The following is a 24,200-nucleotide window of genomic DNA, read 5'->3' on the forward strand; positions in this document are numbered from 1 at the left end:
CCGCAAATCAGCGACCGAGAGCCATGGCAAGATCGGCGTAGATGAGCTCTGCGAGTTCCAGGGCGGCGCGTGTTTCAGCGTCGCGCGCGGCGCGGAGCTTTGCGAATTCCTGACGCGGGTAGTCGAAGAGCGCAACCGCCGAGCGGCGACCCGTCTTGACGACGGTGTCGTCGGAAATTCGCTTCAGCGTATAGGTGCCGGTGACGACGGCACGGCCGGCATTGGCTGTATCCGACGTGTCATCAAGCAAGATGCCTTCAACAGCGCCGCTGACGGCCAGGTCAACGCGATACTCCGGCGTCTTTGATTCGGCACCACCGCTCGTCAAGAAAATCAGACGATTGCGCGTCTCCAGCCCAACCCGGCTGCTGGCTTCCGAATAGGCGATCGCGGCAAGAGCGCCGCGCGTTTCACCATTGGCATCCTGATACAGCGGGCGTGCCTGGCAGCCCGCCAGAAGCAGAGCCGCACCAATCAGTAGCGAGCGCCGAAGCACCGTGGAAGGCTTGAGTTCAGAGGACAATATTCACGATCCTTAGCGGGACAACGATGATCTTCTTCGGAGCCTGACCGCCGAGGGCGGCCTGGACGGCGTCGAGAGCCAGTACGGCCTCCTGGACTGCATTCTGGTCTGCGTCGCGTGCGATTGTCAATTCGGCGCGCTTCTTGCCGTTGATCTGAACAGGCAGGACAATTTCGTTTTCAGCAACGAGGCCTTCGTCGAATTGCGGCCAGGATGCCCTGGCGACAAGACCTTGATTGCCGAGGACTGACCAGCATTCTTCGGCCAGATGCGGTGTCATCGGCGCGATCAGCTGCACGAGGATCTCGGCGGCATTGCGGACGGCGGCGACATAGGCAGCGTCACCCTGCCCAGTCGCGACATTGGTCAGCGGTGCCGCGAGTGCATTGACCAGTTCGTAGATGCGCGCAATCGCCTTGTTGAAGGCGAGCTTGTCCAGGTCGCCCTGAACAGCCCTGAGCGTCTTGTGGGCAATCTGCGAAACGGGGAGCCCCTCGCCTTCCTTAGCCGGCTTCGGTTGAACGGACTTCAGTCTGTCGGCTGCTTCCGAAACCAGGCGCCAGACGCGCTGGACGAAGCGATGGGCGCCTTCGACACCCGATTCCGACCAGATGACGTCACGGTCCGGCGGTGAGTCGGAGAGAACGAAGAAGCGAGCGGTGTCGGCGCCGTAAGAGCCGATGATGTCATCGGGATCGACGACGTTCTTCTTCGACTTCGACATCTTCTCGATCGAGCCAATCTTGGCTTCCCGACCATTGCTCAGCAGGAAAGCGCGGCGAGTTCCGTCCGTTTCCTCAATGCGCAGGTCTGCGGGTGCCACCCATTCACGCTCCAGGCCCTCGCCGATGCTGTAGGTTTCATGCACGACCATGCCCTGGGTGAAGAGGCCCTTGAAGGGCTCCTTCAGATCCAGATGCCCGGTCTCGCGCATGGCGCGGGTGAAGAAGCGCGAATAGAGCAGATGCAGGATCGCATGCTCGATGCCGCCGATATACTGGTCGACCGGCAGCCAGCGATTGGCAACCGTGGGATCCGTCGGATTGTCTTCCCAAGGTGCGGTGAAGCGGGCGAAGTACCAGCTTGAATCGACAAAGGTATCCATGGTGTCCGTCTCGCGACGGGCATCCTTGCCGCAGTGGGGGCAAGCGACATGGCGCCAGCTGGGATGGCGGTCGAGCGGATTGCCCGGCTTGTCGAAGGTGACATCGTCGGGAAGCTTGACCGGCAGGTCCTTCTTCGGGACGGGTACGACACCGCAGTCATCGCAATGGATGACCGGGATCGGGCAGCCCCAATAGCGCTGACGGGAAATACCCCAGTCACGCAGACGGAAATTCACCTTGCGTTCGCCCTGAGGTCCGCCGTTCAGCTGCTGCGACGACAGACGGTTGGCGACTTCCTCGAAGGCTTCCGTTGTCGAGAGCCCATTCAGGAACCGCGAATTGATCATTACGCCGTCATCGGTGAAGGCTGTCTCGCCGATCGCAAAGCTTGCGGCGTCGCTATCCCTGGGCATGACGACCGGGACGACGGGCAGATCATATTTGCGGGCGAAATCCAGGTCGCGTTGGTCGCCGGAGGGGCAGCCGAAGATCGCGCCCGTGCCGTAATCCATCAGGACGAAGTTCGCGACATAGACCGGCAGCTCCCAGCTCGGGTCGAGCGGGTGCTTCACACGAATACCGGTGTCGATACCCTTCTTTTCGGCGGTTTCGAGCGCCGCCAAGGACGTGCCGGCATGCCGGCATTCCTGGCAGAAGGCGTCAACAGCCGCGTCACGGGAAGCCGCTTCCTTGGCCAAGGGGTGATCGGCAGCGATCGCCAGGAAGGAGGCACCAAACAGGGTATCGGGACGGGTGGTGTAGACGGTCACTTCGCCGGCTTCGCTGCCGGAGGCAACCTCCCAGCGGACCAACATGCCTTCCGAGCGACCGATCCAGTTCTTCTGCATCAGCCGGACCTTTTCCGGCCAGTTATCGAGCTCGTCGAGGGCGTCGAGCAGGTCCTGGCTGAAATCGGTAATCTTGAAGAACCACTGGGTCAGTTCGCGCTGTTCGACCAGAGCGCCCGAGCGCCAGCCGCGGCCATCGATGACCTGCTCGTTGGCGAGCACGGTCATGTCTTCCGGATCCCAGTTGACCTTGGAGTTCTTGCGATAGACCAGGCCCTTTTCCAGGAAATCCAGGAAGAGATGCTGCTGACGATGGTAGTAGTCGACGTCGCAGGTCGCGAATTCGCGCGACCAGTCGAGCGACAGGCCCATGGATTTCAGCTGGCCGCGCATGGTTGCGATGTTTTCGTAGGTCCAGGCCTTGGGGTGGACCTTGTTCTTCATGGCGGCATTTTCGGCCGGCATGCCGAAGGCGTCCCAACCCATGGGATGCAGCACGTTGTAGCCGCGGGCGCGCTTGTAACGCGCGACGACATCGCCCATGGCGTAGTTGCGGACATGGCCCATGTGGATGCGGCCCGAGGGGTACGGGAACATCTCAAGCACGTAGTATTTCTCGCGCGGATCGGCATTGTCGGTCTCGAAGACCTTGTCTTCAGACCATTTCGCCTGCCAACGGGGCTCGGCGTCGCGCGGATTGTAACGTTCGGTAGCCATGGATCGCATTTCCGGGAATAGCATCAAAAAGAGAGGGCCGACCTTCATCATGAAACCGGCCAAGCGTCAAGTTTTTGAGGCATTCGGGTGGGCTTTCCGGGCAAGCGCTTGCCAACCTCCGAGCCTGATATTAACCCCTTGCCGAAAGATCTGGTCACGCCAGATATCAGCCAGATGAAAACGAGGATTGGGCATGTCGGTTGTAGAGCGGCTTCAGGACGTCCGGGACAAGATCGCAAGTGCAGCGCAGGAAGCCGGTCGTAAGCCGGATTCGATTTCGCTTGTTGCGGTTTCCAAGACCTTCGATGCCGAGCATATCCGTCCGACGATCGTCGCTGGGCAGCGTGTGTTCGGCGAAAACCGTGTCCAGGAGGCCCAGGGGAAATGGCCCGATCTGAAGGCGGAAACCCCGGATCTCGAACTGCACCTCATCGGCCCGCTTCAATCCAACAAGGCAGCAGATGCGGTGGCCCTTTTCGATGTCATCGAAACGGTCGATCGTGAGAAGATCGCCCGGGCGCTTGCAGAGGAAACGAAGCGGCAGGACCGGTCGATCCGCTTCTACATCCAGGTCAATACCGGTCTCGAGCCTCAGAAGGCCGGCATTGCGCCCGATGACGTTGCGTCGTTCGTCGCGCTCTGCCGGGATGTACTTGCGATGCATGTTGAAGGCCTGATGTGCATTCCGCCGGTCGATGAAAACCCGGGGCCGCACTTTGCCCTGCTTGCCAAACTCGCTGGGGAAAATGGACTGTCGAAGCTCTCGATGGGTATGTCCGGCGATTTCGAGACGGCCATCGGCTTCGGGGCAACGAGCGTGCGCGTCGGCTCCGCCATTTTTGGCACACGTTAATTTGCCTTAGACCTTCGGCATAGCGCTTTGGTCTCTCTTTCCTCCTCCCTTCGTCGATCCTAAAATGGCGGTAAAGGCGAAAGCCTCAAGCGTTGTCATGGGAGGATCGACATGCGCGAGAGCTATCAGGACATCTATGATTCCTGGAAGGCGAACCCCGAGGGCTTCTGGGAGGCTGCGGCGAAAGACATCCACTGGTTCAAGCCACCCGAGAGCGTCTTCGATCCGTCTCAGGGCACCTATGGCCGGTGGTTTGCCGGTGGCGAGACCAATACCTGCTACAACTGTATCGACCGGCATATTGAAGCCGGGCGTGGTGCTGAGACGGCCGTCATCTACGACAGTCCAATGACCGGTCAGACGGCGCGATACAGCTATGATCAGGTCCTGACCGAAGTCTCTGCGATTGCGGCCGTTTTGCGCAATCACGGTGTCGGCAAGGGTGACCGCGTCATCATCTACATGCCGATGATCCCGGAAGCCGTGTTTTCCATGCTCGCCTGCGCACGTATCGGTGCCGTGCATTCCGTGGTCTTCGGAGGTTTTGCCGCGCATGAACTGGCGACCCGCATCGATGATTCCGGCGCGAAAGTGGTCATCGGCGCCAGCTGCGGTCTCGAACCGGGCCGCATCGTTCCCTACAAGCCGTTGCTCGATCAGGCGATCGACATGGCCAAGGTGAAGCCGAACTACTGCCTGATACTGCAGCGCGACCAGTATCATGCACCGCTGCGCTACGAACACGGCGATGTCGATCTCGCCCAGGCGATCGAGCAGGAAAAGATCAATGGCTCGTCTGTCGATTGCGTGCCGGTGGCCGCAACCGACCCGCTCTATGTTCTCTACACATCCGGTACCACCGGCCAGCCGAAGGGCGTGGTGCGCGACAATGGCGGACACATGGTCGCGCTCAACTGGACCATGAAGAACATCTATGGCGTGAAACCCGGGGAAGTCTTCTGGGCGGCCTCGGATATCGGCTGGGTGGTCGGTCACTCCTATATCGTCTACGGGCCGCTTCTGGCCGGCAATGCCACCGTGGTTTTCGAAGGAAAGCCGGTTGGCACGCCGGATGCCGGGACTTTCTGGCGCGTCGTCAGCGATCATGATGTCAAAGCCCTGTTCACAGCGCCAACGGCCTTCCGCGCGATCCGTCGTGACGATCCCGACGGCGAGCATGTTGCACGCTATGACATCTCTGGGCTTCGCGCTCTGTTCCTGGCCGGCGAGCGGGCCGATCCGGAGACGCTGAAATGGGCGGAGCGGATTCTGAAGATCCCTGTTATCGACCACTGGTGGCAGACTGAGACGGGCTGGGCGATCGCCGCCAATCCCGCAGGGCTCGGTCTGCTTCCCGTGAAACATGGCTCACCGACCAAGGCCATGCCGGGCTATGCGCTTGAAGTCCTCGACGATGCCGGCCACCCGGTCGCCCCCGGCACGCTTGGCAATATCGTGGCCAAGCTTCCCCTGCCCCCCGGCTGCCTGGTGACTTTCTGGAATGCTGACGATCGCTTCCGGAGCTCGTGCCTCGAAGAATTCCCGGGCTACTACAAGACTGCCGATGCCGGGATCATCGACGAGGACGGCTATGTCTTCGTCATGGCCCGCACGGACGACATCATCAATTGTGCCGGTCATCGTCTCTCCACCGGTGCGATGGAAGAGGTCTGCGCCATGCATCCGGATGTCGCGGAATGTGCGGTCATCGGCATCGCCGACGACCTGAAGGGGCAGATCCCCTGCGGCTTCCTGGTGTTAAAGAAGAACGTGCATCGCGACCATGCTCTCATCTCGAAGGAAGTCGTCCAGCTTGTGCGGGATGAGATCGGGCCGGTTGCCGCCTTCAAGATGGTGCTGATGGTCGATCGTTTGCCGAAAACGCGGTCAGGCAAGATCCTGCGTGGGACCATGCAGAAGATAGCCGATGGTCTGCCCTGGAAGATGCCGGCGACGATCGACGATCCGGCGATCCTTGATGAAATCACCGCCGTGCTGCAGGCGCATGGCCAGGTTCCGGTCGTGACAAAGGCCGCCGCCAGCGCGTGAACCAGAATTGCGGGCAATAAAAAACCCCGGCTGCCATGGGCTGCCGGGGCTCAATCCGTTGCGAAAGCGATCAGTACTGATCGTCTTCGTCGTCGTTGCGGCGGTCGGACTTCAGCGACTGCAGCTTGGCGAAGACGGCGTTGGCGTCGATTTCCTTCTCTTCCTCGCGGTCGTAGCCGAAGCCGAGGTTTTCGGTCTCGCTGGCCGACTGGAGCGTTGCGCCGAGTTCGGCTGCGGTCGGAAGCGGACGGCCCTTCGATGCCTTTTCCACTTCCAGGTCGAGATCGATCTGGCTGCAGAGGCCGAGTGTGACCGGGTCCATCGGCGTCAGGTTGGCCGAGTTCCAGTGCGTGCGCTCGCGGATCTGTTCGATCGTCGACTTTGTCGTGCCGACGAGACGGGAAATCTGGGCGTCCTTCAGTTCCGGATGGTTGCGAACCAGCCAGAGAATGGCGTTCGGGCGATCCTGACGCTTGGAGACCGGCGTGTAGCGCGGGCCGCGGCGCTTGTTGTCGGGAACGCGAACTTTCGGCTCGGAAATTTTCAGCTTGTAGTTCACGTCCTTTTCGGCGCGAGCGATTTCGTCACGCGAGAGCTGGCCGGTTGCGATCGGGTCCAGACCCTTGATGCCCTGGGCTGCTTCGCCGTCCGCAATCGCCTTCACCTCGAGCGGGTGCAGCTTGCAGAACTGCGCGATCTGGTCGAATGACAGAGCGGTGTTGTCGACGAGCCATACGGCAGTCGCCTTCGGCATGAGCAGTGTCTGGGCCATGGATACAATCCTTCTGAGGGTCCGCGCCGGTTGTCGCGGGCCGTGGGTTTAAACCACTATTTCCGGGAATTCGGCGTCCTTATAGCGATTATGTAACGAAATTGCAATTCGCGAAGTCACGAATGACCTTTGTCTAATTGCTGGCCATGTTGCACCTGCTATGAATGTCGGCGATAGGCCGGGGAGGACGGTCCTGGTCGCCAGTAGTGGCCCGTCAACATGAGGAGGAGTTCATGTCAGCCAAAACCTATCCGGTGCTGAAATCTGCAAAAACCCGCGCCCTGATCGACGATGACAAGTACCAGAAATGGTATCAGGAGAGCGTCGAGGATCCGGAAAAATTCTGGGGCAAGCACGGAAAGCGTATCGACTGGTTCAAGCCGTATACGAAGGTCAAGAACACGTCCTTCAAGGGCAAGGTCCCGATCAAGTGGTTCGAAGACGGCCTCACCAACGTCTCCTACAACTGTATCGATCGTCACCGGAAGACGCATGGCGAGCAGACCGCCATCATCTGGGAAGGCGACAACCCCTATATCGACAAGAAGATCACCTACAACGAGCTCTACGAGCATGTTTGCCGCATGGCGAATGTCTTGAAGAAGCACGGCGTCAAGAAGGGCGATCGCGTCACCATCTACATGCCGATGATTCCGGAGGCGGCCTATGCAATGCTCGCCTGTGCCCGTATCGGTGCCATCCATTCGGTCGTCTTCGGCGGCTTCTCGCCGGAAGCGCTCGCCGGCCGTATCGTCGACTGCGAATCGACCTTCGTGATCACCTGCGACGAGGGCGTGCGCGGCGGCAAGCCGGTACCGCTCAAGGAAAACACCGATATTGCGATCGACATCGCCGCCAAGCAGTATGTCATCGTCAACAAGGTTCTCGTCGTGCGCCGTACGGGCGGCAAGATCGGCTGGGCGCCGGGCCGCGACATCTGGCATCACCAGGAAGTGCACACGGTCAAGGCAGACTGCCCGCCGGTGAAGATGAAGGCAGAAGATCCGCTGTTCATTCTCTACACCTCGGGTTCGACGGGCAAGCCGAAGGGTGTCATGCACACCACGGGTGGTTACCTCGTCTATGCCTCGATGACGCATGAATATGTGTTCGATTATCACGATGGCGACGTATACTGGTGCACGGCCGATGTCGGCTGGGTCACCGGTCACTCCTACATCGTATACGGACCACTTTCGAACTGCGCGACGACCCTGATGTTCGAGGGTATCCCGACCTTCCCTGACCAAGGCCGCTTCTGGGAAGTGATCGAAAAGCACAAGGTCAACATCTTCTACACCGCACCGACCGCGATCCGTTCGCTGATGGGTGCGGGGGACGATTTCGTCAAGCGCTCGGATCGTTCGTCGCTCCGTCTTCTCGGCTCTGTCGGCGAGCCGATCAATCCGGAAGCCTGGGAATGGTATTACAACGTCGTCGGCGAGCAAAAATCGCCTGTTGTCGATACCTGGTGGCAGACGGAAACGGGCGGCATCATGATCACGCCGCTGCCCGGCGCCACGGCGCTGAAACCCGGATCCGCGACCCGACCGTTCTTTGGCATCAAGCCTGAGCTTGTCGACAACGAAGGCAATGTTCTGGAAGGCGCAACCGACGGCAATCTCTGCATTACCGACAGCTGGCCGGGTCAGGCACGCTCCGTCTATGGCGATCATGACCGTTATGTGCAGACCTACTTCTCGACCTACAAGGGCAAGTACTTCACGGGTGACGGCTGCCGGCGCGATGAAGACGGCTATTACTGGATCACGGGTCGCGTGGACGACGTTTTGAACGTCTCCGGTCACCGTCTGGGAACGGCCGAAGTCGAGTCAGCGCTGGTCTCCCACCACCTCGTCTCCGAAGCGGCTGTCGTGGGTTACCCGCACACCATCAAGGGCCAGGGCATCTATTGCTATGTCACCCTGATGTCGGGGCACGAGGGCAATGATGCGTTGCGTGCCGACCTGGTGAAGCATGTCCGTACGGAAATCGGCCCGATCGCCACACCGGACAAGATCCAGTTCGCGCCCGGCCTGCCGAAGACCCGCTCGGGCAAGATCATGCGCCGTATCCTTCGCAAGATCGCCGAGGATGATTTCGGCGCGCTTGGTGATACCTCGACGCTCGCCGATCCGGCTGTCGTGGATGATCTGATCGCTAACCGACAGAATAAGAGCGCCTAACTGAAAACGTAGGCCGGGAGCTCCCTATAGCTCCCGGCTGCCTCAACATCCGATCGCACGGCGGATCTCGTTGACCTGATCTACTGTCGAGCAGACGTTCTCGCAAGGTATGCCGTCGTTATCGCCATCGGCGCGACGGTATCCACTGCACCACAGGACAACGGCTTCCTCACAACTCGACACTTGCTTGCAAGAGCGCGCTGCCACTTCGAATGAGGTTGTCTGTGCATGCGCGAGCGGTTCTGCCTGCGCGAAAAGAAGCAAAATAAGCGAACATGACCAGCGGAAGATAGAAATCTGGCGAATCAACATGCGTAGCATCAAGCCGCATCTGCCGGCAGCTGTCTACAAACGCCCTACAATCTGCCAGGGCAAGTTCGTCTGATCTTCTGCTTTCCCGCGTATCGCTCAGCCAAGCCCGCCTCCAATAGACGATCCGCCGGTCGCGTACCGTCTGGCAGGGTAAGATCGGCGACCACGCGGCCGAAATACTTGTCCCCGGAGATATCGGTTAGCTGCACCATCCGCTCACCGTCCATCAGGCTTGCCAGTTCACTCTTTGCCTCTTGCGCCGCCTTGCGGAAGGCGGGGCATTTCGACCGAAGCTCGGGTGCATCGATGCCGCGCAGGCGCACATAGGTGCTCACCTTGTGATCGGGCCAGGGCATGGCCTCGACCAGCACCGTGTCACCGTCGATAATCTTGATGAGCTCTGCCGCGACAGGGCCGTCTATCAGCCGGCTGCCTGCAACAGCAGACACGGCAGACAGGAAAATGGTCACAGCGGCGCAATAGATCCGGAACATAATAGGAACATATTCCGATATCGCGGGGCAATCAATGGGGAATCTTTCCTCAAAAGTCGATTGCTCGACCCTTGATCTCCCAATCGCCAAAGCGGGCAGGATCTGCACCACCGCGTCCCCCGATTTCCGGCGGCATCTCAGGCGCTGCTTCCTTCCGGCGTCGCTCCTCGGCCTCGGCGAGTGCCCGTTTCGCGGCCGGGCTGAGTTCGCGTGGCTGTTCGTCCACACTGACTTCGGCTTCACGATCTTCTGACATCACATCGTCCTTCGCTGAGACGGCATTTCCAACTCCAACATTGAAATTGGGGTGCGCGCTTTTTAAATCAACAGGCGAAAACGGCAAGGAATTTGCCGATATGCTGCTTCCGGAGGAGCTCGACATGAATACCATGCGGACTGCCATGCTGCTCGCCTTCATGACCGCCCTGTTCATGGGCGTCGGCTTTCTCATCGGCGGCCGAGGCGGGATGATGATTGCCTTCGTCATCGCCGCAGGCATGAACTTCTTTTCCTACTGGAATTCGGACAAGATGGTGCTGCGTGCTTACCACGCCCAGGAGGTCGACGAGCGGACCGCGCCCGAATTCTATGTCATGGTGCGGGATCTGGCGCGGAATGCCGGTCTGCCGATGCCGAAGGTTTATGTCTTTGACAGCCCCCAGCCAAACGCCTTCGCGACCGGCCGTAATCCCCAGAACGCAGCCGTTGCCGCTTCCACGGGACTGTTGCAGCGGCTCACTCCGGAAGAGGTCGCGGGCGTCATGGCACATGAGCTTGCCCATATCGAGAACCGCGACACGCTGACGATGACGATCACGGCAACGCTTGCCGGTGCGATCTCGATGCTGTCGAACTTCGCCTTTCTGTTCTCAAGCGGCCGGGATGATCGAAACAATCCCCTCGGCTTCGTTGGCGTCATCATCGCGATGATCGTTGCCCCGCTTGCTGCCATGCTGGTGCAGATGGCGATCAGTCGGACGCGCGAATATGCGGCTGACCGTCGCGGAGCGGAAATCTGCGGTCAGCCACGCTGGCTCGCCTCCGCGCTGCAGAAGATCGCAGGCGACGCCTCCCAAATCGAAAACGTGGATGCCGAGCGCAATCCGGCAACCGCGCATATGTTCATCATAAATCCCCTCAATGGACAAAGGATGGACAATCTGTTCTCCACCCATCCAAATACGCGCAACCGGATCGAAGCCCTGCTGGCGATGACCGATATCCGCCCGGGGGGATCGACGCCGCCGGAGGCGCCTGTTAAGGCCACGCGCACGGCGCGTTCCGTTCCGGCCACCGGTTGGGGGCGCGGCAATGCCGAACCACCCAAGGGACCATGGTCTTGAACGATCGATCGACGGACGCATCCAAGAACAAGCCAAGACGCCATCAAAGCCGCAAAGACGCAGCACCCCGGCGCAGCGACAAGCCGGGGCTCGACGCGCGTATCGCCGCCTCCCGCATCCTGGCTGCCGTCATCGACAAGAAGACATCGCTCGACGGGATGCTGGATGCCGAACATGGCAATCCAGCCTTCATGGTGCTGAATGACGCGGATCGCGGTCTGGTCAAGGCGATCTTGCAAAGTGCGCTGCGCCATCTGCCACGCATCGAAGCCATCATCGGTCAGCTGCTCGACAGCCCGCTTCCGGATGGTGCGCGATCCCTCCATCATTTGCTCGTCGTCGCTGCCGCTCAGATGCTGTATCTCGATGTGCCGGATCACTCGGCAGTCGACCTGGCAGTCGAGCAGGCGAACAGCGATCCGCGCAGCCGACGGTTTGCGAAGCTGGTCAATGCCATCCTGCGCCGCATCGGTCGCGAAAAGGCGGACCTCCTCGCTTCCGTCGAGGAGCTTGCCTGCATGCCCGGGTGGTTCATGCAGCGGCTTGCCACGGTCTATGGACCAGAGCAGGCGCTTGCGATCGCCGCCTCGCAACTTGAGCCGCCAACGATCGATCTCACCGTGAAGGCTGATCCTGAAGGCTGGGCCGCGCGCTTGAGCGGGCATGTTCTGCCGACCGGCAGCGTTCGCCTCGACCGCTTCCGTGGCTCGATCACCACCCTTGAAGGTTTCGAGGATGGCAGCTGGTGGGTCCAGGACGCTGCTGCCGCCATCCCAGCCAAGCTGTTTGGTGATCTCACCGGCAAGCGCGTCGCCGATCTCTGCGCCGCCCCTGGTGGCAAGACGGCGCAGCTTGTCTTTGCCGGCGGTGAGGTGGTCGCGGTCGAGCAGTCGAAGTCCCGTCTGAAGCGCCTCGAAAGCAATCTCCAGCGACTGGCCCTCTCAGCAGAGACGCGCTGCGTCAATCTGCTCGATATCGAGGATGCCGAAGGCTTCGACGCGATCCTTCTCGATGCGCCCTGCTCATCCACGGGAACGACTCGCAGACATCCCGATGTGTTGTGGACCAAGGATGCGGCCGATATCGCCAAGCTTGCCGCGCTCCAGGCGAAGCTCGTTCGTCATGCGGTCACCCTGCTGAAGCCCGGCGGACGGCTCGTCTTTTCCAACTGCTCGATCGACCCGTCTGAGGGCGAGCAGGTGGTTGACGGGCTGCTTGCCGAGGTTCCCGACCTGCGCCTGGTACCGATCGATCCGGCCGACTGGCCAGGGCTCGAAGAGGCAATCAGCAGCAGGGGCGAATTCCGCACCACGCCGGCGATGCTCGCGGATCGCGGCGGATTGGATGGCTTCTACGCGGCAGTCATTGCTAAAATTTAACTAATATCTCAATAAACCTGTTGGGAAGTCTGCTTGGACGTCGCGTCTCGCTCCGCCTGAACGAAGTGGGACGTTATGACATGCAGTTTCGTGCTCCAGAAAAAGGCCCCGGCTGGCATTTCCGGCCGGGCTTCCGTTGACTTGGACAACCGAAATGGTCGGATCATCATGATCCGGTGACAGGAAACAGTATGCGAATCAATGATCGCGCCCGCCTGATCTCGCTTCACATCGCCGAATCCTGGCGACGCCTGCGCCAGACGGCTGCTGTCCTGACCCCTTCCGTCTTGCATCGCGGTGGTTTCCGCGTCAGCCGTGTGGTCGTTGCACCCACCGATCTCAGGGCGGTCGATTCCTTCGTTGCCGAAGAGATCATCCATGGGCGTTATCCGCTGGCGGGGCGCATTCTGGATACTGACGGGCAGTCACCCTTTGAACTGGAACTTCCCTCCCTGCAGTTTGCGCGGCGCCTGCATGGGTTTGGCTGGCTGCGCCATATACGGGCGGACAAGACTCCCGCGACCTGCAGCCATGCACGTCGGATCACTGACCAGTGGATTTCGCTTCATGGCAGTCGCACCAGGGGGATCGCCTGGGATAGCGAAGTCGTCTCGCGACGGATCATCAGCTGGCTCTCTCACTCGCCCATCCTGCTGCAGGATGCCGATGCCGGGTTCTATCGCCGCTTCACCGCATCCCTCGGGCAACAGATCCGCCATCTCCAGCGCCGAACCGGGTCCCTGCCGGATGGCCTGCCGCGGCTGAAAGCCCGAATCGCCATCGCCATGGCCTCGATCGCCGCTGAAGCGCGACCGGGTGCCATCCGTCGGGCCGGGCGGCTACTCGATCGCGAGCTCGAACGGCAGGTCCTGCCGGACGGCAGCCACGTGTCGCGAAATCCGCAGGCTTGCGTGGATTTGCTCTTCGACCTGCTGCCCCTGCGTCAGAGCTACATCAATCTTGGCCATGAAGTGCCGTCGAAACTGATTCCCGCCGTCGATCGCATGTACCCGGCGGTTCGCTTCTTCCGCCACAGCAGCGGTGATCTGGCACTGTTCAATGGAGCCAGTTCGTCCCTGGCGACCGACCTGATGAGCGTGCTGCGTTACGACGAAACGGCAGGTCAACCCTTCAAGGCCCTGCCGCATGGCGGGTATCAGCGCCTTGCCGGCGGTGACACCACCATCCTGGTTGATACCGGCAAGCCCATTTCGGCCCGCTTGTCGAACACCGCCCATGCAGGCTGCCTGTCCTTCGAGCTTTCGTCGGGGCGCAACCGGTTCATCATCAACAGCGGATCGCCGCGTTTTGCGGGCGAGCGGCTGCGGCAGCTGGCGCGCACGACGGCTGCCCACACCACCGTCTGCATTGGCGATGTTTCATCCGCCAGCATCGCACATTCATCACATCTCGGTCCGATCATCGTGTCCGGTCCTTCGAAGATCGAAATCGATCGCCAGACCGGTCCCGACGGCAGCGACCGACTTTCGGCGCGTCACGACGGTTATGTGGAGCGGTTCGGGGTGCTGCATGAGCGTGAAATCCGCGTCAACGAGCAGGGTACCAAGATCGCCGGACGCGATCGCCTGCTATTGCCGGATGGCTTGCCGACACCGAACCTGCCGGGGGCGGAGGTCATTGCACGGTTTCACATCCACCCGTCGATCACCGTGGATCGTGTCGACGACCGCAAGGTGCGCCTCGTTGCGCCGGACGGCGAAAGCTGGTCCTTCTCCATTCCGGTCGGCGAGCTGGTGATCGGCGAGGATGTGTTCTTCGCCGACGTATCGGGGATCCGGCCATCGCAGCAGCTGGAGATCGTCTTCCAGGGCCCGGAAATCCGATGGTTTCTCGCCCATCACGCCTGATGGCAGCGATCTTGCGGTTTCATCGCGGATGAAGCTGTGCTAGGCGGCGGCATCGCGCCCGCCGCCGCTGGTCCGGGCGCCTGCCAGCTCGGAGTGAACCATGGCCGTCGTTTCCAAGAAGATCCCCGCCCCTGACCTCGTGCGCGTGCGCACGGCACTTCTGTCCGTGTCCGACAAGACCGGCATCGTGGAGTTTGCCCAGGCGCTGCATCAGCGCGGCGTGCGGCTTCTGTCGACGGGCGGCACGCATAAGACGCTGGCTGCCGCCGGGCTCCCCGTCATCGATGTCTCGGAAATCACCGGCTTCCCCGAGATCATGGACGGCCGCGTCAAGACGTTGCATCCGCTGGTGCATGGCGGGCTCCTCTCGATCCGAGACGATGCCGAGCATGTCGAGGCCATGAAGGCGCACGGGATCGAAGCCATCGATCTGTCCGTCATCAATCTCTATCCGTTCGAACAGGTGCGCGCCGCCGGTGGTGACTACCCGACCACCGTGGAGAACATCGATATCGGCGGTCCAGCGATGATCCGCGCCTCGGCCAAGAACCATGCCTATGTCACCGTGGTCACGGATGCCGCCGATTATCCGGAGGTCATCGCGGCTCTCAGCGACAATGATGGACAGATCACCTATGCGCTCCGCCAGCGGCTCGCGGCCAAGGCCTATGCGCGCACGGCTGCCTATGATGCAGCGATTTCCAACTGGTTCGCCGAGGCGCTCGAGATCGACATGCCGGCCTACCGTGTCGTTGGCGGCGCACTGAAGGAAAAGATGCGCTACGGTGAGAACCCGCATCAGAGCGCCGGCTTCTACGTCACCGGCGAAAACCGCCCCGGTGTCGCAACGGCCACGCTTTTGCAGGGCAAGCAGCTCTCCTACAACAACATCAACGACACCGACGCCGCCTTCGAACTCGTCGCCGAGTTCCCGCCGGAGAACGGTCCGGCTTGCGCGATCATCAAGCATGCCAATCCTTGCGGCGTGGCCACAGGATCGAGCCTGGTCGAAGCCTACAAGCGGGCTCTCGCCTGCGACAGCACCTCGGCTTTCGGCGGCATCATTGCCCTCAACCAGATCCTCGATGCCGAGACGGCACAGGAGATCGTCAAGCTCTTCACCGAAGTGATCATCGCGCCTGAAGTGACAGACGAGGCGAAGGCGATCATTGCGGCGAAACCGAACCTGCGCCTGCTGACGACGGGTGCCCTGCCCGATCCGCGCGCCCGTGGAGTCATGGCAAAGACGGTTTCGGGCGGCCTGCTCGTCCAGAGCCGAGACAATGTCATGGTCGAGGATCTGGAGCTCAAGGTCGTGACCAAGCGTGCGCCGACCGCGACCGAGCTCGAAGACATGAAGTTCGCCTTCAAGATCGCCAAGCATGTGAAGTCGAATGCCGTCATCTATGCCAAGGATGGCCAGACGGCCGGTATCGGTGCCGGCCAGATGAGCCGCGTGGATTCCGCCCGCATCGCCGCACTCAAGGCGGAAGATGCTGCCAAGGCGCTTGGCCTTGCCGAACCGCTGACCAAGGGCTCCGCAGTCGCATCGGAAGCTTTCTATCCCTTCGCCGATGGTCTGCTGGCGGCGATTGCGGCCGGTGCCACTGCCGTCATCCAGCCGGGCGGCTCGATGCGCGACGAAGAGGTGATCGCCGCTGCCGATCAGCATGGCGTGGCCATGGTCTTCACCGGCATCCGGCACTTCCGCCACTGATTTGATCATACCCTTACAAACGAAGGGCCGGCGGAGCGATCCGCCGGCCCTTCGTGTTTCTGCCGCGTTATTGAGGTCAGACTGGCTTCACCCGGTCCCTGGCGGGATAGGGAGTCTTCCAGAGCAGTGCCAAGCCACCGACGAGGAAGACGAGCAGCGTTGCCATCCCGGCGCGTGCCGAGCCGGACCAGGCCGTCACGACCGAGAAGGAGAGCGTTGCAAGGAAGCTCGTCGCGCGGCCGGAAAGCGAGTAGATGCCGAAATAGCGGCCCGCTTCATGAAGCTCGACGCTTCGGGCAAGGTAGGACCGGGACGAGGCTTGAACGGGCCCGAAGGACATGCCGATCAGGAGGCCATAGAGAATATAGGCCTTTTCAGCGGGGGTTGCGAAGAGGCCCTCCGTCCCCGTAATCGGCAGGCTGACTAACCCGAAAAGCGTGAAGTCGACACCGGTCGATACGATGCCGAAGGTCGCTGCGATCAGCATGGCCAGGCTCACGAGAACCACCACCTTCGATCCCAGGGCCCTGTCCACGCGGCCGGCCACCAGGCAGCCGAAGATGGCGACGATGTTGAGAATAATGCCATAGATGCCGATTTCCATTGTCGACCATCCGAACATCGCCGCAGCAAAGACGCCGCCGAGGACGAGCAGTCCGTTGACGCCGTCCTGATAGATCATCCGGGCGATCAAGAAGCGCAGAATGTTGCCGCGGTGACGCAATTCGCCCAGTGTCGAGCGGATCTCACGCAGCCCGGAGCGGACGGCCGCGCCCAGCGTCTTGCCCTTCGCCGTATCGGGTGTGAAGAAGAACATCGGCAGGATGAAAATCAGGTACCAGACGGCCGATATCGGACCGGTGATGCGGGCATCCTCGCCCGCTGCCGGGTCCAGGCCGAACAGCGGATCCAGGCCGATCAGCGTCTTGCCGGTCGTCGGGCTGCCGGCAAGGAACAGGACAACGAAGATCAGGACGATCATGCCGCCCATGTAGCCCATGCCCCAGGCGATGTTGGAGACGCGTCCGACATCCTGCTGGCCGACCAGACGTGGCATCATGGAATCGTTGAAGACGATCGAGAACTCGGCCGCGACGCTTGCCAGGATCATCAAAAGCATGACGAAGGCCACCGGCGAGCCCGGGGCGGCCGTCCAGAGCAGCGCCAGGCAGGCGATCTTGATCAGCGCGAAGAACGCAATCCAAGGCTTGCGCGCGCCCGATTCATCGGCAATCGAACCCAGGATGGGCGCAAGGATGGCGATGATGACGCCGGAGATCGTGGCCGCATTGCTCCAGGCGGTCTGCGCACTCACCGGATCATCGGTCATTCGCGACACGAAATAGGGGCCGAAGATGAAGGTCGTCACCACCGTGAAAAACGGCTGTGCGGCCCAGTCGAAAAACATCCAGCCACGGACCCCCCTGTCGATGGGACCGTGGCTGGATTTTGTCTCTACACTTGTCGTCACACGCACCCCCACAGGCTCTCAGGCCCGGGACAGTGTCACCTCACGTGGTCTTGTGCAAGGTCACCCAGGAGCCCTGCTGCAACGGCAAGTTTGGAAATGCTCGGTTCGCCGCTGTCGACGATAGAGGCCAGTTCCTTGCCGATCCTCTCGACGCGGTTCCGGTCGGTCTCGATCCAGGCCTGCACCGGCTGGCTTTCCTTGCCGTGGCTTGTCAGAGCCGCGCAAACGATCTGGCGTCGCGCCTGGCCGATCCGGTCCAGGCTGCGGGTGAGCGCCAGACTGTCATAGTGATCAGTCGTCTGGATCCGTCCGGCATTCTCGACGATGCGCCCGATCCGGAAGGCTTCCGACACAGCAAAGAAGCCGCGCATGGCATTCGCAAAATCAGCACCCGTCCGCTCGGCGATCTGCAGGATCTCCGGCAGCAGCTGCATGGTCTGCAGGTTCACCACCTCGGTTGCCAGAGCCGCCGGCGCACCGGCCTCGATCAGAGTGGCAATCTGCTCGTCGAAATGCTGGCGGAGCGTCGCCGGGACGGCCTTTCTGAAGACCGGAGCGGCGGTCGAAACGGCACTCGCGATCTGGGCAACCGCTTCGCCGACAGAGCCCTTCACCAGGCCGGTGTCGAGCAGGAGCCGGGTCATTGCCGCATAGACTTCGGCGACGATGGCATAGAGGCGGTTCTGGGTTTGACCGGCAAGTTTGGCATCCAAAGCGTCGATCTTGTCCCACAGTGCCGACAGGCCCAGCGCATCCCGGGTGACCAGGGCCGCCTTGACCACCGCATCGGGTGAGCTTCCGGTGGCATCGGATACAGAAACGACGAAGCCTGGGCCACCCCGGTTGATGGCATGGTTGGCAAGAACGGTCGCGATGATTTCCCGACGCAGGCGATGCCCGGCGATGTCGTGTGCAAAGGCCTTGCGCATGGCGGCCGGGAAATAGTTGAACAGCGTCGTCTCGCAATAGGGATCGTCAGGGAGATCGCTTTCGATCAACTGGTCGAAGAGCACGATCTTGGCGTAGGAGAGAAGCACGCCGATTTCCGGGCGGGTCAGCGCCTTGCCGGAGACGTAACGTTCGGCAACGCCGGCGGAATCCGGCAGGGTCTCGACCTTGCGGTTGAGGCGGCCCATGCCTTCCAGATAATCCATGAGCCGGCTCAGCTCTTCGCGGTTTCCGGCTCCCTTGGCTTCGGTCAGCGAGATCGCAAGCGACTGCAGGTAATTGTTGCGCAGCACGAGGCCTGCGACTTCATCCGTCATCTGGGCGAGAAGCACGTTGCGCTTGTCGCGCGGCAGGCGACCCTCCTGCATGGCCGGGCTCAACGCGATCTTGATGTTGACCTCGACGTCGGAGGAGTTGACGCCTGCCGAGTTGTCGATCGCGTCGGAATTGCAGCGGCCACCATTCAGGCCATAGGCGATACGGCCCTTCTGGGTCACGCCGAGATTGGCGCCTTCGCCGATGACCTTGGCGCGCACATCGGTAGCGTTGATGCGGATTGCATCATTGGCCCGGTCTCCGACTTCAGCATCTGTCTCGGCGGCTGCCTTGATGTAGGTGCCAATGCCACCGAACCAGAGGAGATCGACGGGCGCCTTGAGGATCGCCGTCATGATGTCCATCGGCGTGGCCGTTGTTGTCTCCAGGCCGATCGCGGCTGCTGCTTCAGGGGTGAGTGTCACCGATTTTTCGGCACGCGAGATGATCATCGCTCCGGGCGAGAGGGTGGCGCGATCATAGTCCTGCCAGCTGGAGCGCGGCAGATTGAACATGCGCTTGCGCTCGGCAAAGGACACTGCCGGATCCGGATTGGGATCAATGAAGATGTCACGATGGTCGAAGGCGGCGATCAGCCGGATCTTTTCCGAAAGCAGCATGCCGTTGCCGAAGACATCGCCGGACATGTCGCCGACACCAGCGACGGTGAAGGGAGTGGTCTGGATATCCGTATCGATCTCGCGGAAGTGGCGCTTGACCGTTTCCCAGGCGCCGCGCGCGGTGATGCCCATCTTCTTGTGGTCATAGCCGGCAGAACCACCCGATGCGAAGGCGTCGTCCAGCCAGAAGCCCGCTTCCTGCGCGAGGCCGTTTGCCGTGTCGGAGAAGGTGGCCGTGCCCTTGTCGGCGGCGACGACGAAATAGGGATCATCGCCATCGGGCCGAAGGGTATCGGCAGGAGGCACGATCTCACCTGCGACAATGTTGTCGGTGATCGACAGCAATGTGCGGATATAGGTCTTGTAGGCCTCGGTGCCGGCGGCAAACCAGGCTTCGCGGTTGCTTGGCGGTGGCAGTTGCTTCGGGAAGAAGCCACCCTTGGCGCCGACGGGGACGATGACGGCATTCTTCACCTGCTGCGCCTTGACGAGGCCCAGCACTTCCGTGCGGTAATCCTGGGCGCGGTCGGACCAGCGAAGGCCGCCACGGGCCACCTTGCCGAAGCGCAGATGCACGCCCTCGACCTCGACGCCATAGACGAAGATCTCGCGGAACGGACGCGGCTCGGGCAGGCCGTCCAGCTTGTGCGGGTCGAACTTGAAGGCGAGCATCGGGCGTTCGCTCTCACGGTAGCCCTTCTGGAAGAAGTTGGTGCGGAGCGTTGCCTCGATCGCGTTGATGTAGCGGCGCAGGATCCGGTCCTCGTCGAGGCTCTTCACGTCGGCAAGCTTGGTTTCCAGAGCTTGCAGGAGCTCCACTTGGCGTGTTTTGCGGCTCTTTTCGGCGAGCTTTGTGTCGAAATGGGTCCGGAAGAGCGCAACGAGGTCGGCGGCGATCGCCGGATGTTTCGCCAGCGTTTCTGCCATGTAGGTCAGCGAATAGACGGCGCCTGCCTGGCGCAGATAGGCAGCATAGGCTCTGAGCACGGACGCTTCGCGGGCGTTCACGCCGGCCGCGAGGATCAGCCGGTTGAAGGCGTCATTGTCCACAGCGCCGGTGAAGGCGGCGAGGAAGGCTTCTTCAACCTGGGACCCGTGCTGGCGGATGTCAAAGCTCACACCATCCGGGACCTGCAGCTCCATGTCATGCAGGACAACGGATCGCTGTGCCTCGCCGGACTTGCTCAGGCCGATGTCAAAGGTGCGTTCGCTGATCACCCGGAAGCCCAGGTTTTCGAGCAGTGGTACACGGCGGGAGAGCGGCAGGTGGTCGCCGGCGTGAAAAATCTTCAGGTAGAGAAGCGGGCCGTGTTCGCTCGTCACCTCGTGGAATTCGAGCGAGAGGGGCGCACCGGCGATGCAGGCCTTGATATGCTTGAGATCGCTCACCGCCTCTTCCGGCGTAAAGGCCTCCTGGAAAGCCTGACCGACGTCGAGACTGGGTGCACCGGCGCCGGCCAAGGCGGCGAAACGGTCGGTCCAGCGGGCTGTGATTTGACGGACCGCCTCTTCGAGGGTTGCCTGGGGAATGTCGGGTGTCGTTCCCTCGCGCCGGCCAATGATGATGTGGACGCGGGCGACGCCCCCTTCGGGGAAGGCCGGATAGAAGGCCGAAACATGGCCCTTATAGACGGATTGGAAGTAGAGGCCGATCTTCTCGCGGACGATCGAGTTGTAGTCCTCGCGCGGCACATAGACGATCAGCGAGACGAAGCGATCGAAGTGGTCGATGCGCGGCAGAACACGCACGCGGGGTCGTTCCGAGAGGTCGTTGATCTGTTCGCAGAATTTCGCCAGCAGCTCGGGCGTGATCTGGAAGAGATCGTCACGCGGATAGTTCTCGAGCGTGTTCTGTAGCATGCGGCCCGAGTGGCTGCGTGGGTCGAAATCGAAATGCGAGACGACCTTCTCGACCTTGGCGCGCAGAAGCGGGATCTGGTTGACGGATCGGGTATAGGCCGTGGCCGTGAACAGGCCGACGATACGCAATTCACCGACGACCTTGCCGTTCGGTCCGAAGCGCTTGATGCCGACATAATCCATATAGGCGCGACGATGGACCACGGATTTGACGTTCGCCTTGGTGACGATGAGATAATCCGGCCCTTGCAGGAAGGCGAGGATCTCCGGAGTGGTCGTCACCTGGTTCTGCCCCTGGCGGAGAACCAGAACATCGGGGTCCGAGAGAATTCCGAGGCCGCTGCCCTTGCCCCGTTCCACGGTCGCATCGGCGCCTTCTCCGGAATAGACATATTCGCGCATGCCGAGGAAGGTGAAATTGTTGTTCCGCAGCCATTCGAGGAAGGCGACTGCCTCATCTCGTTCGGCTTCGCTGCGCCCTGCAGGCAGGTCTCGCAGCTCCGACAACGCGGTCTCCAACAGGTTCAGCATCGGCTTCCAGTCGGTGGCGGCCATCTTGACCTGTCCAAGGACGTGTTCGATCCGCTTGATCAGATCGGCAGACTGCTCGCTCGACAGTGGCGCGAGGTGAAGCTGGATGTAGCTGACCTTGATCGCGCCTTCCGGATCAGAGTCCGGGTTGGAAAGCGAGACATCACCGCGTGGTGTCACAGCGAGGATCGGATGAACCGCCATGTAGATGTCGCGGTAGTGACTGGTGACTTCGCCCATCAGCGAGTCGTAGAGGAACGACTTGTTATGGTCGACGATCGAGAGCACGCTGACCGGCACTCCGTTCGGGCTCACGCCGTCGATTGTCTCGATGCAGATATGAGGTTTCTGGCGATCCCAGCTGGCGATGTCGCTCGCCGCGCGTGCCGCAGATCGTGCAAGCGTGGCTGCATCATAACGATCCATATCGTCTTTGCTCGCCCTGCCGAAGATGATCGCCGGCGAAATGAAGGCGCTGCCCTGATCTCGTGCCTTCGCGTCCGCATTTTCCAGCAGCTCGTCCCGCTTGCTGACCCCAGTCCTACCCATTTACCCCTCCGTAGCTCGCGCCATTTCGCGTAATCTTCACGCAAATGGTTTGCAAAAGTATGTATGGAACAGAAATAGGAAAAAATCAGGCAAAAATATGCGGTCAAAATCTCTCAATTCAGGAAATTTTGGCACGTATGGACCGATCAACGGGTCAATTGCCGGAGTAGCACATGGAAACACGTAAAATGCGCGAAAAAACAGATGGGGCCGTCATCGTCATCTCCAGTCATGTGGTTCGAGGATCGGTGGGCAATCGAGCTGCGGTCTTTGCTCTTGAAACGCTTGGACGTCCGGTCTGGGCGCTTCCCACCATTGTTCTGCCATGGCATCCCGGTCATGGGCCGGCCACGCGCCTGCGCTTTCCGGACGACGACTTTGATCGGGCGATCGATGATTTGATCCGCGCCCCTTGGCTCGGCGAGGTCTCGGCGATCCTCTCGGGCTATTTCGGCAGCGCACGTCAGCCGGCCACCGTTGCCCGGCTTGTCGAGGCGGCAAGGCAGACCAATCCCGATCTCCTTTATGTGTGTGACCCGGTGATGGGTGATCTCGGAGGACTGTATGTTCCTGTCGAGACCGCCAGCGCGATCCGTGACCGGCTTATTCCCCTTGCGGATCTGGCAACCCCCAATCGCTACGAATTGCAGTGGATGGTCGGCAGTGAACTGGCGAGCAACCAAGCCATTATCGATGCGGCCCTGTCCCTTGGACCAAAGCGGATGCTGGTCACATCCGCCGTGCCGATGATGGCCGGTGGCACCGGCAACCTGCTTCTCAGTGGCCGATCGGCGCTCTTGGCCGAGCACCGGCTGATCGACGATCCGCCGAATGGTCTTGGCGATCTTCTGGCTGCTGTCTTTCTGGCACGCCTGCTGGAGGGACTGGACGAAGAGAAGGCGCTGCAGCTGGCGACCGCCAGCGTTTTCGAGATCCTGGCGCGGACGGCGAAGAGGGGCGGTGACGAGCTTGCGCTCGAGAGCGACGCATCCAGTCTCGCTACGCCGATGGCCATGGTCCAGATGCGCAGGCTTCTGCATCCGGCACAGAAAAAGCCAACCGGAGCATCCTGAGGTCTGCCCACTTCTCTGCGGCTCGTCTGTTGCCACGGCCGGTTACGCGCTGTAATCGGTAGCGATGACGAATTTTCCTCCCGCACTTCTCAACGGCTACCGCAACTTCATGGGTGGTCGCTACCACGATCAGCGCGACCGCTACCGGGTCCTCGCCGAACAGGGGCAGAAGCCGAATACACTGGTCGTTGCCTGCTGCGATTCCCGTGCGGCACCCGAGATGATCTTCGATTCCATTCCCGGCGAACTGTTTGTGGTGCGAAACGTCGCCAACATGGTGCCGCCCTACGAGCCTGACGGGCAGTATCACTCCACTTCGGCGGCGCTCGAATTTGCCGTCCAGGCGCTGCGAGTGCAGGATATCATCGTCATGGGTCACGGCCGCTGCGGCGGGATCCGGGCAGCACTCGACCCGAATGCGGAGCCCCTTTCACCGGGCGATTTCATCGGGAAGTGGATGAATCTGGTCGCACCGGCTGCCGAGCAGATCCAGGGCAATTCTGTCATGACCCCGGCGGAGCGGCAGACGGCGCTCGAGCGTATCTCCATCCGCAACTCGATCACCAACCTGCGCACCTTCCCCTGCGTCAAGATCCTGGAAGAGCGCGGCAAGCTAAAGATCCACGGCGCCTGGTTCGATATCAGCAATGGCGAGTTGTGGCTGATGGATCCCAAATCGCAGGACTTCGTGCGCCTCGATCCCGAAGCCTCAAGCTGAAACTCATC

At 61.3% G+C, this 24,200-nt stretch carries 17 protein-coding genes; 9 read left to right on the forward strand and 8 right to left on the reverse strand.

Annotated elements, in window-relative coordinates; all coding sequences use genetic code 11:
• Positions 1-7: 7 nt before the first annotated feature.
• Together H6M51_RS06085 and leuS are read right to left on the reverse strand one after the other, a co-directional pair.
• A complete protein-coding gene (locus H6M51_RS06085) occupies positions 8-523 on the reverse strand; it encodes a hypothetical protein (RefSeq protein WP_185809006.1) in 516 nt (171 codons plus the stop codon).
• Positions 513-3,134, reverse strand: coding sequence for a leucine--tRNA ligase (gene leuS / locus H6M51_RS06090; RefSeq protein WP_185809007.1), 2,622 nt, complete (start codon positions 3,132-3,134; stop codon positions 513-515). Before leuS ends, H6M51_RS06085 begins: the two co-directional genes overlap by 11 nt.
• Positions 3,135-3,327: 193 nt before the next feature.
• Between leuS and H6M51_RS06095 the strand changes: the two genes are divergently transcribed.
• Complete coding sequence (locus H6M51_RS06095) at positions 3,328-3,987, forward strand: YggS family pyridoxal phosphate-dependent enzyme (RefSeq protein ID WP_185809008.1); 660 nt, start codon at positions 3,328-3,330, stop codon at positions 3,985-3,987.
• A gap of 111 nt (positions 3,988-4,098) precedes the next feature.
• On the forward strand, positions 4,099-6,036 hold the full coding sequence (locus tag H6M51_RS06100) for a propionyl-CoA synthetase (RefSeq protein WP_185809009.1): 1,938 nt from the start codon (positions 4,099-4,101) through the stop codon (positions 6,034-6,036).
• A 70-nt stretch (positions 6,037-6,106) separates the two neighbouring features.
• Here H6M51_RS06100 and H6M51_RS06105 read toward each other — a convergent pair whose 3' ends face one another.
• Positions 6,107-6,808: a DUF1013 domain-containing protein gene (locus H6M51_RS06105; protein WP_185809010.1), complete on the reverse strand. Its 702-nt coding sequence runs from the start codon at positions 6,806-6,808 to the stop codon at positions 6,107-6,109.
• 233 nt (positions 6,809-7,041) lie between these two features.
• On the opposite strand from H6M51_RS06105, the gene acs reads away from it, so the two are divergent.
• On the forward strand, positions 7,042-8,994 hold the full coding sequence (acs, locus tag H6M51_RS06110; RefSeq protein WP_185809011.1) for an acetate--CoA ligase: 1,953 nt from the start codon (positions 7,042-7,044) through the stop codon (positions 8,992-8,994).
• Positions 8,995-9,036: 42 nt separating this feature from the next.
• Here acs and H6M51_RS06115 read toward each other — a convergent pair whose 3' ends face one another.
• The 3 genes from H6M51_RS06115 to H6M51_RS06125 are packed head-to-tail and all read right to left on the reverse strand — an operon-like array spanning position 9,037 to position 10,056.
• Entirely contained in the window at positions 9,037-9,315 is a 279-nt protein-coding gene (locus H6M51_RS06115) for an excalibur calcium-binding domain-containing protein (protein ID WP_348644408.1), read from the reverse strand.
• A gap of 35 nt (positions 9,316-9,350) precedes the next feature.
• Complete coding sequence (locus H6M51_RS06120; RefSeq protein WP_348644410.1) at positions 9,351-9,911, reverse strand: thermonuclease family protein; 561 nt, start codon at positions 9,909-9,911, stop codon at positions 9,351-9,353.
• Positions 9,850-10,056 (reverse strand): DUF1674 domain-containing protein, encoded by a 207-nt coding sequence (locus tag H6M51_RS06125; RefSeq protein ID WP_185809013.1) that lies wholly within the window; start codon positions 10,054-10,056, stop codon positions 9,850-9,852. The genes H6M51_RS06120 and H6M51_RS06125 overlap by 62 nt, the downstream gene beginning before the upstream one ends.
• A 124-nt stretch (positions 10,057-10,180) precedes the next feature.
• On the opposite strand from H6M51_RS06125, the gene htpX reads away from it, so the two are divergent.
• From htpX to purH, 4 genes are all read left to right on the forward strand, one after another.
• A complete protein-coding gene (htpX, locus tag H6M51_RS06130; protein WP_185809014.1) occupies positions 10,181-11,143 on the forward strand; it encodes a zinc metalloprotease HtpX in 963 nt (320 codons plus the stop codon).
• Entirely contained in the window at positions 11,134-12,522 is a 1,389-nt protein-coding gene (locus H6M51_RS06135; RefSeq protein WP_185809015.1) for an RsmB/NOP family class I SAM-dependent RNA methyltransferase, read from the forward strand. Before htpX ends, H6M51_RS06135 begins: the two co-directional genes overlap by 10 nt.
• A 191-nt stretch (positions 12,523-12,713) precedes the next feature.
• Complete coding sequence (locus H6M51_RS06140; RefSeq protein WP_185809016.1) at positions 12,714-14,390, forward strand: heparinase II/III family protein; 1,677 nt, start codon at positions 12,714-12,716, stop codon at positions 14,388-14,390.
• A gap of 100 nt (positions 14,391-14,490) precedes the next feature.
• Positions 14,491-16,107 (forward strand): bifunctional phosphoribosylaminoimidazolecarboxamide formyltransferase/IMP cyclohydrolase, encoded by a 1,617-nt coding sequence (gene purH, locus H6M51_RS06145; protein ID WP_185809017.1) that lies wholly within the window; start codon positions 14,491-14,493, stop codon positions 16,105-16,107.
• 76 nt (positions 16,108-16,183) lie between these two features.
• Here the strand turns inward: purH and H6M51_RS06150 are convergent, their stop codons facing one another.
• Together H6M51_RS06150 and H6M51_RS06155 are read right to left on the reverse strand one after the other, a co-directional pair.
• The gene (locus H6M51_RS06150; protein WP_210314729.1) at positions 16,184-17,515 is read right to left on the reverse strand and encodes an MFS transporter; all 1,332 of its coding nucleotides are present in this window, start codon (positions 17,513-17,515) and stop codon (positions 16,184-16,186) included.
• A 98-nt stretch (positions 17,516-17,613) separates the two neighbouring features.
• Positions 17,614-22,401, reverse strand: coding sequence for an NAD-glutamate dehydrogenase (locus H6M51_RS06155; RefSeq protein ID WP_185809019.1), 4,788 nt, complete (start codon positions 22,399-22,401; stop codon positions 17,614-17,616).
• Between the two features lie 188 nt (positions 22,402-22,589).
• Between H6M51_RS06155 and pdxY the strand changes: the two genes are divergently transcribed.
• Complete coding sequence (pdxY, locus tag H6M51_RS06160) at positions 22,590-23,474, forward strand: pyridoxal kinase PdxY (RefSeq protein ID WP_185809341.1); 885 nt, start codon at positions 22,590-22,592, stop codon at positions 23,472-23,474.
• A 64-nt stretch (positions 23,475-23,538) separates the two neighbouring features.
• Positions 23,539-24,192: a carbonic anhydrase gene (locus H6M51_RS06165; RefSeq protein ID WP_185809020.1), complete on the forward strand. Its 654-nt coding sequence runs from the start codon at positions 23,539-23,541 to the stop codon at positions 24,190-24,192.
• The last annotated feature ends 8 nt before the right edge of the window (positions 24,193-24,200 follow it).

The sequence above is a fragment of the Rhizobium sp. AQ_MP genome (assembly GCF_014237835.1).
Taxonomy (GTDB): Bacteria; Pseudomonadota; Alphaproteobacteria; order Rhizobiales; family Rhizobiaceae; genus Allorhizobium.

What these genes read in the sequence shown, in the direction of transcription:
- leuS (WP_185809007.1), bottom strand. Translation starts at nt 3,134, where the DNA reads ATGGCTACCGAACGTTACAATCCGCGCGACGCCGAGCCCCGTTGGCAG.
- H6M51_RS06095 (WP_185809008.1), top strand. Translation starts at nt 3,328, where the DNA reads ATGTCGGTTGTAGAGCGGCTTCAGGACGTCCGGGACAAGATCGCAAGT.
- H6M51_RS06100 (WP_185809009.1), top strand. Translation starts at nt 4,099, where the DNA reads ATGCGCGAGAGCTATCAGGACATCTATGATTCCTGGAAGGCGAACCCC.
- H6M51_RS06105 (WP_185809010.1), bottom strand. Translation starts at nt 6,808, where the DNA reads ATGGCCCAGACACTGCTCATGCCGAAGGCGACTGCCGTATGGCTCGTC.
- acs (WP_185809011.1), top strand. Translation starts at nt 7,042, where the DNA reads ATGTCAGCCAAAACCTATCCGGTGCTGAAATCTGCAAAAACCCGCGCC.
- H6M51_RS06115 (WP_348644408.1), bottom strand. Translation starts at nt 9,315, where the DNA reads ATGCTACGCATGTTGATTCGCCAGATTTCTATCTTCCGCTGGTCATGT.
- H6M51_RS06125 (WP_185809013.1), bottom strand. Translation starts at nt 10,056, where the DNA reads ATGTCAGAAGATCGTGAAGCCGAAGTCAGTGTGGACGAACAGCCACGC.
- htpX (WP_185809014.1), top strand. Translation starts at nt 10,181, where the DNA reads ATGAATACCATGCGGACTGCCATGCTGCTCGCCTTCATGACCGCCCTG.
- H6M51_RS06135 (WP_185809015.1), top strand. Translation starts at nt 11,134, where the DNA reads ATGGTCTTGAACGATCGATCGACGGACGCATCCAAGAACAAGCCAAGA.
- H6M51_RS06140 (WP_185809016.1), top strand. Translation starts at nt 12,714, where the DNA reads ATGCGAATCAATGATCGCGCCCGCCTGATCTCGCTTCACATCGCCGAA.
- purH (WP_185809017.1), top strand. Translation starts at nt 14,491, where the DNA reads ATGGCCGTCGTTTCCAAGAAGATCCCCGCCCCTGACCTCGTGCGCGTG.
- H6M51_RS06150 (WP_210314729.1), bottom strand. Translation starts at nt 17,515, where the DNA reads ATGTTTTTCGACTGGGCCGCACAGCCGTTTTTCACGGTGGTGACGACC.
- H6M51_RS06155 (WP_185809019.1), bottom strand. Translation starts at nt 22,401, where the DNA reads ATGGGTAGGACTGGGGTCAGCAAGCGGGACGAGCTGCTGGAAAATGCG.
- pdxY (WP_185809341.1), top strand. Translation starts at nt 22,590, where the DNA reads ATGCGCGAAAAAACAGATGGGGCCGTCATCGTCATCTCCAGTCATGTG.
- H6M51_RS06165 (WP_185809020.1), top strand. Translation starts at nt 23,539, where the DNA reads ATGACGAATTTTCCTCCCGCACTTCTCAACGGCTACCGCAACTTCATG.